Genomic DNA, 12,638 nt, shown 5'->3' with positions numbered 1-12,638 from the left:
GCGTTCACGTAAAGTGAGCGCCTTTTTTTGTTTGCAATTTAAATATATCGCTGACTCGATCAAACGCTCATGCCGATAAAATCAAAATCGACATTAGGGGTTTCGCCTTGGATTAACAAACTAAGGGCCTTTGCAGAGCCACAAGAGTGTGTCCACCCTAATGTGCCATGTCCTGTATTGAGCCATAAATTATCAAAAGTGGCTGAAGCGTTATGACTACCATGTTTGACTTGACCACAGTGTGCGCGACCAATCAAAGGTACGTTCGATGGGGTCATCGGGCGCAGTCCTGTCCAATATTGCACCGAGTTTGCGATAATGCCTTTCGGAAATAACTGCTGTACACGCCGAGTGATGGCTTCACAGCGCGTGGCATTTAAGTCTAAATTATAGCCATTAAATTCAGCGGTACCAGCAACTCGCAATTTGTCCCCCAGTCGTGAGGTGACCAGCTTAAATTCATCATCAATCAAACTGACAAAAGGCGCTAAGTGCGGTGCCCGTGGATTCACCGTATAGGTAGCCGAATAACCTTTTGCTGGAAATATTGGCGCGTGTATCCCCAAAGGTTTTAGCAGAGGTACGCTATAGCTGCCAAGCGCGATCACATGACTATCAGCTGTGAAAGTCTGCGCATTTTCGCCTTTTGGACGAATAGTAATACTGTGCACGTGCGGGCGCGAAGAGTCTGTATCGGTATTGAGTGCTAAGATCTCGGTATCATATAAAAACTGTACACCAGCATCGATGCAGCGCTGTGCCAATCGTTGGGTAAATAGATGCGCATTGCCAGACTCATCACGACTGGTATAGGTCGCTCCAGTAAGCTTATGCGCAATTGGATAGAGCGCTGGTTCTAAGTTGACAGCATTATTGATATCAATCACATGGCGCTCACAACCGAGGGCTTGCATGCGTTCAGTTGGTTCGATAGCCGCATCAAACTCTGCTTGATTGGTATAAAAATGCATGATACCGCGTGTTTGCTGCTCGTAGTTGATGCCAATATCCGCGCGCAGCTGTTGTAAGGTATCTCTTGAATATAGACCTAAGCGCACCATTTGCACGAGATTGGCATCGGCTCTATCGGCGCGGCACTCTTGCAAAAATTGCATGGCCCATTTGAGCTGCGCTTTATCAGCGCGCAAACGATAGAGTAGTGGAGCATCCTCTTTAAACAGCCATTTGAGCGCTTTCATCGGGGTTGTAGGATTGGCCCAAGGCGTGGCATGTGAGACAGATATTTGACCGCCATTGGCAAATGATGTCTGCATACCTGCTGCTGATTCTCGCTCAATCACAGTCACATCATAGCCTGCCTGACGTAGATACCATGCGGCGGTCACGCCCACCACTCCTGCTCCGAGTACCGCAATATGTGTCATAGGATTCTCTATGCTCATGTTAGTCATGACGGTCGCGCTGTATTGAACGACCATCACCTTCGCTACGTCGCTTGCTTGATTCGATGTGCTTTTATTTTGGACGCGCAACATCTACTTGTAGTGCGGTTGGTAAGTCCAATATGCTCAAATCACTTTCTGCCAATTGTTCAGGACGCGCCACGACCAAAGCGGTAAAGCCATCATCATTTTTCATCGCATTGACCACTTGGATTTTATCAATTTTGTCACCTGCGCTTGGTGCTTCACCGGTACCTTGCACATAGTGTAAAAATGCTTTGGGTGCAGATTTAAAGTAGATACGAGCGATGACTTCTTGGCCTAAGTAGCAGCCCTTATCATAGTCCATGCCGCCGCGCTGATGTAGACGCAGCTCTTGCGGTTGGAACTCACCTTGAGTCGCGGCCACAATCCAATAATTACCAGTGGCAATACTGTCTGCCATCCAAGCCTGCGTATCGTCAGCAGTATTATGGTCGTCTTTATGGCTAAAAGTTGGCTCATTTGCTAGCACGCAAGGATAGATCGCTGCTGGTGCACTGGTCTCGAATTTAGAAAACGCCCCGTACTTATTAAGGTGTGCCTGAAAAGACTTAGCACAGTCGCTACTTATGACCACATCATAATGTTTTTCTGCTTGTTTTTTGATCCAGATGCCAAACTCAATACGACCTTTTAGGTTACCGATAGCGGCTGCCTGATAGCTAAGCCCGAGCTTGGTAACGTCACAAGTCAATTGCCCTTGCAAGAATTTTTCGGCATCTTCGCCTTGGATAGTTAATTGCGAAAACTGCGGTACGGCTGATAAATTTGAAGACTGAGTCATTGTTATTATCCTTCTGGTGAGAGCTTACTTATTAGGGCATATCCCTAATTCAAATGTTTATGACTAAATGGGCTAAAAATGGATATATCTTTAGCAAACGGCGTCAAATAGCTGGCCAATAGCTCGATATTACCTGCGCTATTTTCCTTGTTTGCCTGCGATTTATCTCATTTTTAAAATAGGGACACGCCCTAATATAGAGGGTAAATCGAAGTGATAAAAAATTATATGGGCGCTTTTATCATTGACAGCATCTGTGCACATAAATCTAAATGAGGCTAAGAAGAGTACCACAAAAAACCCTGTCATAAAAAACGTCATCAGTAAGCGATGAGTTAAGTGTTAAATTGGGCATAGCGTTTGATTTTCAAGCGTACAAATTGGTTAAAGATGGTGAGTTACGGTACAATATCAGCTCTACAATTAACCTAATGTACGATGGCTGCCGAGGAAATAATGAGCTTACCAAATTGCCCTAAATGTGATGCTGAATATACGTATGAAGATGGTGCGTTACTGGTATGTCCTATGTGTGCTCATGAATGGACGGCGGCTGAGACTGATGCAGCGCAAGCTGAAGACCAAGACGCAGTTATTCGTGATGCTGTTGGCAATGAGCTACAGGACGGCGATGCGGTGACGGTCATTAAAGACCTAAAAGTCAAAGGCTCTTCACTCGTGATTAAAGTAGGAACGAAAGCGAAAAGCATTCGCCTGTTGCCAGATGCTACTGACGGTCATGATATCGACTGTAAGCTTGATGGCTATGGCCCGATGAAGCTTAAGTCTTCTGTGGTCAAAAAAGCTTAAATTGTAAAAACTTCTTGAAAGATTCGATAATAAACAAATATAAAGCAGACGTTTAATCACAAAACATTGTCGTTATAAATGTCGCTATAAGTAGAGAATAATTATGAGTACTAAAAACGAACAGCTCTTTGCACAAGCACGTAAACATATCCCAGGTGGTGTCAACTCACCAGTCCGCGCTTTTGCAGGGGTCGGTGGTACGCCAATCTTTATGCACCGTGCCAATGGCAGCAAAATTTACGACACTGAAGACAATGCTTATATCGATTATGTCGGCTCTTGGGGCCCAATGATTTTGGGTCATGCACACCCAAAAGTCATTGATGCAGTTAAAAAAGCTGCTGATGATGGTTTGAGCTTTGGCACACCAACGCCGTTTGAGACTACGGTTGCTGATAAGATTTGTGAAATCGTGCCTAGCGTTGAGATGATTCGTATGACCAGTTCTGGTACAGAAGCGACCATGAGCGCGATTCGTCTAGCACGTGGTTATACTCAGCGTGACAAAATCGTTAAGTTTGAAGGCTGCTACCATGGGCATTCAGACAGCTTGTTGGTAAAAGCTGGCTCTGGAATGCTTGATATTGGTGAGCCAACGTCTAAAGGCGTGCCAGCAGACTTTGCCAAGCATACGATTACGATTCCTTATAATGATCCGCAAGCGATTAAGGACTGCTTTGAGAAATGGGGTGAAGAAATTGCCTGCGTTATCTTAGAGCCTATCGCTGGCAACATGAACATGGTTATCCCAACACAAGAATTCCATGATACGTTGCGCGCAGAATGTACGTCTAATGGCGCAGTATTGATTTTTGATGAAGTGATGACGGGCTTCCGCGTTGGTCTTGGCGGCGCGCAAGCCCATTTCGGTATTGACCCTGATTTGACCTGTTTCGGTAAAATCATCGGTGCTGGCTTACCCGTTGGTGCTTTCGGTGGTAAAAAAGAAGTTATGTCTTGCATCGCGCCACTTGGCGGCGTCTATCAAGCTGGTACGTTATCAGGCAATCCACTAGCAATGCGCGCTGGTATCGCTATGTTTGAAGACTTAACGGCAGAGGGTTTCTACGATGAGTTAGCAGCGAAAGTTGATCACCTAGTGGATGGTTTCCAAGCAGCAGCTGATAAACAGGGTATTCATCTACGTACCAATAAGCTTGGCGGTATGTTTGGTATGTTCTTTGTTAAAGACGGCGCAACTGAAACACCAAAAAACTTCGATGACGTGACAGAGTGCGATATGGACGTATTTAATACTTTCTTCCACGGTATGCTAGATCGCGGTATCTATTTGGCACCGTCAGCTTATGAAGCAGGTTTTATGTCTATCAAACATAGCGATGAAGATATTGATGCGTCAATCAAAGCAGCTGATGAGATATTTGCAGAAATGGCAAAAGCATAGTTTATGCCATGTAAGTTATTAGCTAACTAAAAAGTTGAAGCTTAAAAAACCAGCGAGATCATCCTGTGGTCTTTGCTGGTTTTTTTGTTTATCAATATCTTATTTATAATCGTATTGGGAAGAATACAAAGTATTTTTGAAGATGGTTTGTATAGCCGTTAACGTGACTGATGCTTATACAGTTCTTGCCTGCGCATCCGAAAAACAGACAATAAGTTATGATATTCTGAGTTAACCCCGGACAATTAAGCAAGGATGCAAACGAATGAGTATCAGCACTTCTAGCAATACCGCGCCACTATGGCAAGCCACTTACGACCAATACGGCCTAGACAATCATTTGGATGTATTGGAAGGTAAGCACAACCTAATTGACTTACTGCAACCAAAGATTGAACAGCATAGTGAATTGCCAGCTTTTAGTATGGGTGCGGCGACGCTCACTTTTGGACAGTTAGACATTGCCAGTCGACGTTTCGCGGCTTTTTTACAAGCGCAAGGTATTGAGAAAGGCGACCGCATTGCGGTACAACTGCCCAATATACTGCAGTATGCCGTGGTGCTATTAGGTTGCCTACGTTCAGGTGTGGTATTGGTCAATGTCAATCCCATGTATACTCAATATGAATTGGCACATCAGCTTACTGACGCTCAAGCCTGTGGTCTAATTGTGCTAGATGGTATGAGCACTGCTTATGAGCAATTAGATGACACAGTCAAAGCGCAGTTGAAATGGGTGGTCAGATGTTCCATTGATCCTAGCATTGCTGATAACGACATTGCCTTGCTCAGTCAAATTGGCACAGCAAAATCTGCGAACACAGATGAGCAAACACATTCCTCGACCGAATTATCAAATGAATCATCACAGCACAACATAATGTTTGCACATATTATGCAGGCCTATGGTGCAGAAGCGTTCAAAACAGTTACGATTGAACGTGAAGATTTGGCGCTACTGCAATATACAGGCGGTACGACTGGCAAGCCAAAAGGCGCCATGCTAACTCATTATAATGTCATGGCCAATGTCTGCCAGTGCTACGCGATGTTTGGTAAAACGATTGAAGCCAATCGTAGCGAGCAGATTAAAATACTTAATCCCTTACCGCTTTATCATATTTTTTCGTTTACGGTCTGCGGCTTGCTAGGTCTTTATGGCGGCTGGGAAGATATATTGGTCACCAATCCACGTGATATCGATGGTCTAGTGAATACCATTGAACAGCACCGACCTCACGTTATACCTTCAGTGAATACATTATTCATTGGCATGTTGCATCATCCAAAATTCGCTAGTCTAGATTTTAGTCGTTTAGCCTTATCTATCGGTGGTGGCACAGCGATTATCAAAGCGGTTTCTGATCAATGGCAGCAAGTGACAGGTATGATTATTAGCGAAGGTTATGGAATGTCTGAGACGGCGCCTGTTATTTCTTTCAATCCGTCTGGCATTACAGAGTTCAATGGTAGCGTCGGACTACCACTGGCTTTGACAGATATCCATATCATTGATGAAAATGGGAATACTTGCCCAGTAGGTACAAGGGGTGAGGTCTGTATCAAAGGGCCACAGGTCATGCTCGGTTATTGGCAGCGAGACAATGCTGATACTTTTACCCCAAATGGCTATTTTAGATCAGGTGATATCGGCGTCATGAATGATGAGGGGTTTTTGACACTCGTCGACCGTAAAAAGGACATGATACTGGTATCAGGATTTAACGTATATCCCAATGAAGTAGAGGCTGCGCTGACTGAACATCCTAAAGTGCTCGAAGTCGCTGTAGTCGGGGTGGCAGATGACCATAGCGGGGAAGTGCCAAAAGCGTTTGTGGTCAAAAAAGACGCGGATCTCACCGTAGAGGAGCTAAAAGACTTTGCAAGCAAGCGTTTAACTGGTTATAAGCGCCCACAGTCCTACGAGTTTATCGATGAGCTACCTAAGACTGCTGTTGGCAAAATATTACGCAAATCCTTACGATAAAAAATGTGTCACTTTGCTTATAGAAATGAGCTGATATCAACGAAGCTATCAACATAATTAAAAACTGGGCTACTAAAATAGTAGCCCAGTTTTTTTTGTCATTTAATTTATATGACGACTAAACGTTATCGTGCTTTATCAAACTTGCGATCTCTCAAGCTTAGATTGCCTCGTAGCACATCGCTATACATACGAAAATCGCTGACAAAGCTTTTCAATGGAAACTTAAAAGAAGCGGGTTTGTTCTTTTCAAAGAAAAAGTGTCCAACCCATGCACAAGCATATCCAGCGGCAATGCCCTTTACCAAAGGTTTGGCTGACCCAGTTTTGACAGACTTTGCCAATCCTAGTAGGCCAAAGCTACTGCCTGCGAAATGTAGGCGGCGACAGGCTATGTTTTGATGCTCATCTAAGTAAAAATCATAAAATGCCTGTTTGGGCGAATTTTCAGTTTTTACCATGTCTTTTTTAGCGCTACTGATAGGGGTCTCAGTATTTTGGGTAGCGTCTTTTGTGGTAGTCTGTTTCATGTGACTAGCTTCCTTGCTGGTGGGGTTGATAACTACTAATTGCGGATGATTTTTAACCGATTAGCTGGTGACTTTTGAAGTAAATTATACGGATAAAAATTCTGTAAATAACGGTTTTTTATTATGATATTGATAGCTTTCAATGTAGCAAACCGATATGAGTAACACAAGCGTTAGATGCTGATCCGATACCTGTCAGCTCATAGGTTGGTCTTCGATGTTCCCACTACAGTTTTGCATCGCTTGCGAGTGTTTGGCATAAATGCTTTAATGACAAAATTGCCCTGATTTTTGTGGTTACTACTTTTTTCTATACATGTGATTTTATAACTATATAGCACGTGATTTTGGTAAACTATCCACTCTCTCTAACACGGTGACGACTTGTCCTATGCCTATTGACTACCTTACGAATCCGCCAATTGGCGATGATGAAATGATGGCAGCCATCGATATTGGTTCCAACAGTTTCCATTTAGCTATTGCTCGTCTTGACCATGGGGAAGTGCGAAAAGTAGTCTCGATGTCTGAAAAGGTACAGCTCGCCGCCGGTCTGGACGAAAATAATATTTTAAGCGCAGCTGCTGAACAGCGCGGTCTTGATTGTTTAAGCCGCTTTGTGGCGCGCTTGGATTCAGTACCGCCAGAGCGTATTCGTGTGGTCGCGACCAATGCGTTGCGTCAAGCCAAAAACGCCAACGACTTCATCTCCCGTGCCAATAAAATCCTGCCAAAACCGATTGAGATTATTGCTGGCCGCGAAGAGGCGCGATTGATTTATTTGGGCGTCTCACATACCAATGAGAGTAGTGATAAGCGCTTGGTCATGGATATTGGCGGCGGTTCGACAGAGTTTATTATTGGTCAAAATTTCGATCCATTATTGACTGAAAGTTTACAAATAGGCTGTGTTTCTTTTACCCAAAAATTCTTCGCGGACGGCCTGATTACTAAAGAAGCTTTTAATAGTGCGATTTCAGGTGCACGCAAAGAAGTATTAGCCATTAATGGTCGCTACCAAAAGACAGGCTGGAGCAGTGTGGTTGGCTCAAGCGGTACGATTAAAGCGGTGCGTAACGTCCTAGTGTCAAAGGGTTGGGCCGATGAGCAAGAACGCATCACTTACAAAGGTGTCAAAAAATTAGAGAAATTGCTGATTAAGATTGGCAATATTGATGATATCGAGTTAGAAGGCGTCAAAGAACATCGTAAAGCCGTATTTCCTGCTGGTGTGGCAGTGCTGCGCGCGGTAATGAAAGTATTGGGCGTTGAGACCATTACCTACTCAGATGGTGCGTTACGTGAAGGCGTTATGTACGATATGCTCGGGCGCTTTGCTAGTGAAGATGTGCGTGACCGCAGTGTATTGGCATTAATCAAGCGTTATTCAGGGGACAAAAAGCAAGCCAAGCAAGTGGTGAAAACCAGCCGTCATTTATTTGAACAAGTAAAAGATAAGCTTACGCTGTCCAATGATGATTGCGACTTGCTCAGACGTGCTGCTTTCTTGCATGAGATAGGACTGGCAATCAGTCACAGTAGCTATCACAAGCACAGTGCGTATTTGCTTGAATACTCGGATATTCCAGGATTCTCGCAAGTCGATCAGAAACGCATGGCACAGTTGATGCTCAACCATCGCCGCAAGCTCAAAGCCGATATGCTAGAGCAGACTTGTCAGATTGGTGGCGATCAGCTGGTTTATCTCTGTTTACTGTTACGCCTCGCCGTACTGGCACATCATAGCCGCAGTGATTATGCGCTACCAGAGCTAGAACTAAAGGTAGTCGCTGAAAACAGCTGGCAAATCACTTTGGCGGATAGCAGTGAGCATTATGCGTTCTTGCTCGCAGATTTACGTACGGAGATTGACCAGTTTGCTAAGTGGGGCGTGCAGCTTAGTGTGATTGAAGCCCAAGAGGTTGAGCAGTTACCATTGTAAGTATTGAGTTAAAGATTAACGTAACAAAAGCGGTGTTGTCGATAATGTCATGCTATTTAAGATGTGCTACTATAGCTCCTATTGAGTTTACAACTGTACTTTCATTATCTGAATACGGATAACGATATTATTCTTAAACATAAATACATTAAGTATAATTATTAAAGGGAAGCGTCTATGAGCACTGTCTGGGATAGTGTGCAGCTTGCACGACACGCCAAGCGTCCATTATTTATGGACTATGTTAATCAGCTTTTTACCGAATTTGACGAGTTGCATGGCGACCGTGCTTTTGCCGATGACAAAGCCATTCTAGGTGGTCTTGCACGTTTTGATGGTCAGCCTGTGATGGTAATTGGTCAGCATCGTGGTCGTAGCACCCGTGAGCGTATTGCTCATAACTTTGGTATGGCCAATCCTGAAGGCTATCGCAAAGTGATTCGTTTGGTCAAAATGGCTGAGCGCTTTAACATTCCTGTGATGACCTTTGTGGATACTCAAGGTGCCTATCCTGGTATTGGTGCAGAAGAGCGCGGACAAGCGCAAGCGATTGCAGAAAGCATCGCTGTATTTTCTAGTCTGAAAGTGCCTGTGATTGTGACTATCATTGGTGAAGGCGGCTCAGGCGGTGCATTGGCAATTGGTGTTGGTGATAAAGTAAATATGCTACAAAACAGCATTTACTCAGTGATTTCGCCAGAAGGTTGTGCTTCTATCCTATGGAAGACCGCTGAAAAAGCACAAGATGCTAGTGAAGCACTAAAATTAAACGCCATTAACCTTTATCAAATGGGTTTGATTGACGCTGTCATAGAAGAGGGCGAAGGCGCACATGTGCAGCCACAACCTGTGATGAATGCACTGAAGGCACTGATTACGGAACAGCTTGATGAGATCAAAGATTTAGATCCTCAAGAGCGTTGTGAGCTACGTTATGAAAAGCTAAAGTCTTTCAACTCAGAAGTGATGTTGCCTGCTTAATTGGTTGCTATGGCGCCTTTATTGTTAAGTCGCTATTATTAATAATAGGCTTTTCATATTAGAGTCTGAGTCTTAATGATAAAATAAAAACGTGTCATTTAATGGCGCGTTTTTTTATGGCTGTTAGTATATGAAGCATCTAACGTAACTAAAAATAAGGCTGAATATGACCAGCAGCGCAATCATCTCACATCCTATTAAATCAATTGCCAATTTGCCAGTTGATGAGACTCTGGCGACAGCTTTCTTGAGCAGTATGTCTGCGTATAGTGATCAGCTGCATGGTCGTCGTCTTTGGTTGGCATGTAGTGGTGGACGTGATTCATTGGCACTTGCGGCGCTGTGTGTGCAGCTCTACCGACAAGGTAAATTGCCATGTCTGCCGCAGCTGTTACATGTCGATCATGGCCTACAAGCGGATAGTCAGCATTGGGCTAAGCATGTTGCCAATTGGGCAGCGGCTCAAAAAATACCTTGTCGCATTTTACAGGCACAAGTGAATGGACATGATGAGCAAGCTGCGCGACAAGCACGCTATAATGTTATGCGTGCTCATATCAACCAAGACGATGTATTACTATTAGCGCATCACGCTGATGACCAAGCTGAAACGGTATTAATGCGATTGATTCAAGGAGCAGGAGTCAATGGTCTGTCTGGTATGCAGCCATGGCGAGTGCAAACGCAGGGCGCACAGCGTAATATCCTGTGGCGACCTTGGCTCACGATACGACGAGCCACTATTAGCGCCTATGCCAAGCGCTTAGAGTTGCCTTATATAGATGATCCTACCAATGACAGTGGCGACAACGTACGTAGTGGGCTACGCCGCGATATCATGCCAATACTGGCTACATACAATCCTAATGTCATTGATAATATTGCTCGCAGTGCGCAGCTGTTAAGTGATGCACAGGAAACAGTCAATGCTCAAGCTATGCAGGATATGCAGCAGACAGAAAATACAGACCTGCAACTTTCACCCGCACAGCGTGTATTAAATATTGATGCGTTGCAAAAGCTACCCATGTATCGTCAGCGGCAATTATTGCACTATTGGCTCGGTCAAGATGAGCCATTACCACCTGCTAAGCAACTCGTCGATGACGTACTAACTCTCAGCCAACGTGATAACCAAGATCACCAGACAGAACTGTTTTGGCAAGGTCGTAAGGCGTCTTATACCGTTCGCCGCTATCGTCAGCAGCTCTATCGTATGAGCAGCGAATGGCTGTCTTGGCTAAATGTACCACTGATCGAGCGAGTACTACCATTATCTAGACCGACTTTATCTAGTAACTCATCTAGTCGTTCAGCTAATAATTTAACATCACTCACCATGCGTAGCAGTGATCGTTATACTTGGCAGTTGCAAGTAAAGCCAGATGCGCTGGTACGATTGTTAGAAAATAGTACGGACGGTGTAGCACAGCAGGTAGTGTTAAAAATAGCGCCGTTAGATCGTAAGCAACGGTTAAAAACCGAGATGGCTACGCGCCCACAAGCAGGCAAAAAACTATATCAAACGCTTGGGATTCCACTATGGCTGCGAGACAGCTTAATGGTAGTTAGCATTACCTTTATAAATGAATCCGAAGATGGAAGAGACATACAAACTGATATTCCTCTATTACTAGCGTCGCCATTTGAGAGTTGGCTCTTGAGTTCTGAGCAAACGGATAGCGATGCTAAAAGCAATCAATTGGCTGAGTACATCAAAAGTGAGCTTAGTCTAAAATAGAAAGCATTAAAAGTTTAATATCCGTTGGCTGACTCATTGATTTTTATCAGGTTGATGTCAGGCGCGACATTTTGAATTTATCAAACGGTGATAGTGGCAGTATGATAAACTGAGTGTCGTTTTACATATCAGTATGTTAAGTTGAATACCTTTGAATTTTGTGACTAGGAGACAAGTATGTCGGTATTAGATAATAAAAAAATCAGTTTTATTGGTGGCGGAAACATGGCACAAGCGCTCATTAGCGGGCTTGTGGGTTGCGGCATCAAACCAAATCTAATCACGGTCGCCGATCCTAGCAGCGATGCACGTGAGCAATTAGCCGCCAAAGGTCTAAATACTGTTGATCCAATGGCTGATCCAAAGTCTGCTGTGATCGGTGCAGATATAGTGGTACTCGCAGTCAAACCACAAATGATGAAAGTAGTGGTAAGTGCTTTCGCTGATGTACTAGACAATCAATTGGTCATTTCAGTGGCGGCGGGCTTATCGACCGATCTTTTATCAAACATGTTGGGTGGCTATAGCAATATCGTCCGTGCAATGCCAAACACGCCTTCTATGATTCAAATGGGTGCAACTGGCCTTTATGGTACAGATAACATTTCAGCAGAACAGAAGCAGCTAGCAACGGCTGTTATGGAAGCCTCAGGTTTGGTCATGTGGGTTGATGACGAAGAGCATATGCATGCCGTTACAGCCGTATCAGGTTCAGCGCCAGCGTATATGTTTTACTTCATTGAATCGATGGTCGATGGGGCAGTTGCATTAGGGCTGGATAAAGAACAAGCCTCAGCGCTTGCTATGCAGACCATGTTAGGTGCTGCAAAAATGGCGATGAACAGTGATGATGCACCAGCTGAGCTACGCCGTAAAGTTACTTCACCGAACGGTACTACTCAAGCAGCGGTTGAGTCAATGCAAGCCAATGAGATTGGTCGTCAAATCAGCGAGGCCATGCAAGCTTGCTATGATCGTAGCCAAGCGTTAAGTGAAGAGATGAGCAAGTAAAC

At 44.3% G+C, this 12,638-nt stretch carries 10 protein-coding genes; 7 read left to right on the top strand and 3 right to left on the bottom strand.

Features of this window, described 5'->3' with window-relative positions:
• Positions 1-59 precede the first annotated feature (59 nt).
• The gene (locus tag ACI2IW_RS07000; protein ID WP_404693159.1) at positions 60-1,385 is read right to left on the bottom strand and encodes a D-amino acid dehydrogenase; all 1,326 of its coding nucleotides are present in this window, start codon (positions 1,383-1,385) and stop codon (positions 60-62) included.
• A 91-nt stretch (positions 1,386-1,476) separates the two neighbouring features.
• Positions 1,477-2,229, bottom strand: a complete 753-nt coding sequence (locus tag ACI2IW_RS06995) for a YgfZ/GcvT domain-containing protein (RefSeq protein WP_404693158.1) — start codon at positions 2,227-2,229, stop codon at positions 1,477-1,479.
• A 456-nt stretch (positions 2,230-2,685) separates the two neighbouring features.
• On the opposite strand from ACI2IW_RS06995, the gene ACI2IW_RS06990 reads away from it, so the two are divergent.
• The 3 genes from ACI2IW_RS06990 (at position 2,686) to ACI2IW_RS06980 (ending at position 6,431) form a co-directional block, all read left to right on the top strand.
• Positions 2,686-3,039: a zinc ribbon domain-containing protein YjdM gene (locus ACI2IW_RS06990; protein ID WP_101211332.1), complete on the top strand. Its 354-nt coding sequence runs from the start codon at positions 2,686-2,688 to the stop codon at positions 3,037-3,039.
• 103 nt (positions 3,040-3,142) lie between these two features.
• Positions 3,143-4,444 (top strand): glutamate-1-semialdehyde 2,1-aminomutase, encoded by a 1,302-nt coding sequence (hemL, locus tag ACI2IW_RS06985; RefSeq protein WP_404693157.1) that lies wholly within the window; start codon positions 3,143-3,145, stop codon positions 4,442-4,444.
• Positions 4,445-4,709: 265 nt separating this feature from the next.
• Complete coding sequence (locus ACI2IW_RS06980) at positions 4,710-6,431, top strand: AMP-binding protein (protein ID WP_404693156.1); 1,722 nt, start codon at positions 4,710-4,712, stop codon at positions 6,429-6,431.
• Positions 6,432-6,556: 125 nt separating this feature from the next.
• Here ACI2IW_RS06980 and ACI2IW_RS06975 read toward each other — a convergent pair whose 3' ends face one another.
• Positions 6,557-6,892: an Mpo1-like protein gene (locus ACI2IW_RS06975; protein WP_394124734.1), complete on the bottom strand. Its 336-nt coding sequence runs from the start codon at positions 6,890-6,892 to the stop codon at positions 6,557-6,559.
• Between the two features lie 460 nt (positions 6,893-7,352).
• On the opposite strand from ACI2IW_RS06975, the gene ppx reads away from it, so the two are divergent.
• The 4 genes from ppx (at position 7,353) to proC (ending at position 12,636) form a co-directional block, all read left to right on the top strand.
• A complete protein-coding gene (gene ppx / locus ACI2IW_RS06970; RefSeq protein WP_404693155.1) occupies positions 7,353-8,903 on the top strand; it encodes an exopolyphosphatase in 1,551 nt (516 codons plus the stop codon).
• A gap of 177 nt (positions 8,904-9,080) precedes the next feature.
• On the top strand, positions 9,081-9,884 hold the full coding sequence (locus tag ACI2IW_RS06965; RefSeq protein ID WP_102078709.1) for an acetyl-CoA carboxylase carboxyltransferase subunit alpha: 804 nt from the start codon (positions 9,081-9,083) through the stop codon (positions 9,882-9,884).
• A gap of 166 nt (positions 9,885-10,050) precedes the next feature.
• Positions 10,051-11,625, top strand: a complete 1,575-nt coding sequence (gene tilS / locus ACI2IW_RS06960; protein WP_404693154.1) for a tRNA lysidine(34) synthetase TilS — start codon at positions 10,051-10,053, stop codon at positions 11,623-11,625.
• Between the two features lie 177 nt (positions 11,626-11,802).
• Positions 11,803-12,636: a pyrroline-5-carboxylate reductase gene (gene proC / locus ACI2IW_RS06955; protein ID WP_296209212.1), complete on the top strand. Its 834-nt coding sequence runs from the start codon at positions 11,803-11,805 to the stop codon at positions 12,634-12,636.
• The last annotated feature ends 2 nt before the right edge of the window (positions 12,637-12,638 follow it).

This window comes from Psychrobacter sp. NPDC078501 (assembly GCF_044900935.1).
In the GTDB taxonomy this organism is placed as follows: domain Bacteria; phylum Pseudomonadota; class Gammaproteobacteria; order Pseudomonadales; family Moraxellaceae; genus Psychrobacter.
The sequence above is the reverse complement of the archived record's forward strand: the minus strand, read 5'-3'. Positions and strand labels throughout refer to the sequence as shown.

What these genes read in the sequence shown, in the direction of transcription:
- ACI2IW_RS06975 (WP_394124734.1), bottom strand. Translation starts at nt 6,892, where the DNA reads ATGGTAAAAACTGAAAATTCGCCCAAACAGGCATTTTATGATTTTTAC.
- ACI2IW_RS06965 (WP_102078709.1), top strand. Translation starts at nt 9,081, where the DNA reads ATGAGCACTGTCTGGGATAGTGTGCAGCTTGCACGACACGCCAAGCGT.
- hemL (WP_404693157.1), top strand. Translation starts at nt 3,143, where the DNA reads ATGAGTACTAAAAACGAACAGCTCTTTGCACAAGCACGTAAACATATC.
- ACI2IW_RS07000 (WP_404693159.1), bottom strand. Translation starts at nt 1,385, where the DNA reads ATGACACATATTGCGGTACTCGGAGCAGGAGTGGTGGGCGTGACCGCC.
- ACI2IW_RS06995 (WP_404693158.1), bottom strand. Translation starts at nt 2,229, where the DNA reads ATGACTCAGTCTTCAAATTTATCAGCCGTACCGCAGTTTTCGCAATTA.
- ACI2IW_RS06980 (WP_404693156.1), top strand. Translation starts at nt 4,710, where the DNA reads ATGAGTATCAGCACTTCTAGCAATACCGCGCCACTATGGCAAGCCACT.
- proC (WP_296209212.1), top strand. Translation starts at nt 11,803, where the DNA reads ATGTCGGTATTAGATAATAAAAAAATCAGTTTTATTGGTGGCGGAAAC.
- ppx (WP_404693155.1), top strand. Translation starts at nt 7,353, where the DNA reads ATGCCTATTGACTACCTTACGAATCCGCCAATTGGCGATGATGAAATG.
- ACI2IW_RS06990 (WP_101211332.1), top strand. Translation starts at nt 2,686, where the DNA reads ATGAGCTTACCAAATTGCCCTAAATGTGATGCTGAATATACGTATGAA.
- tilS (WP_404693154.1), top strand. Translation starts at nt 10,051, where the DNA reads ATGACCAGCAGCGCAATCATCTCACATCCTATTAAATCAATTGCCAAT.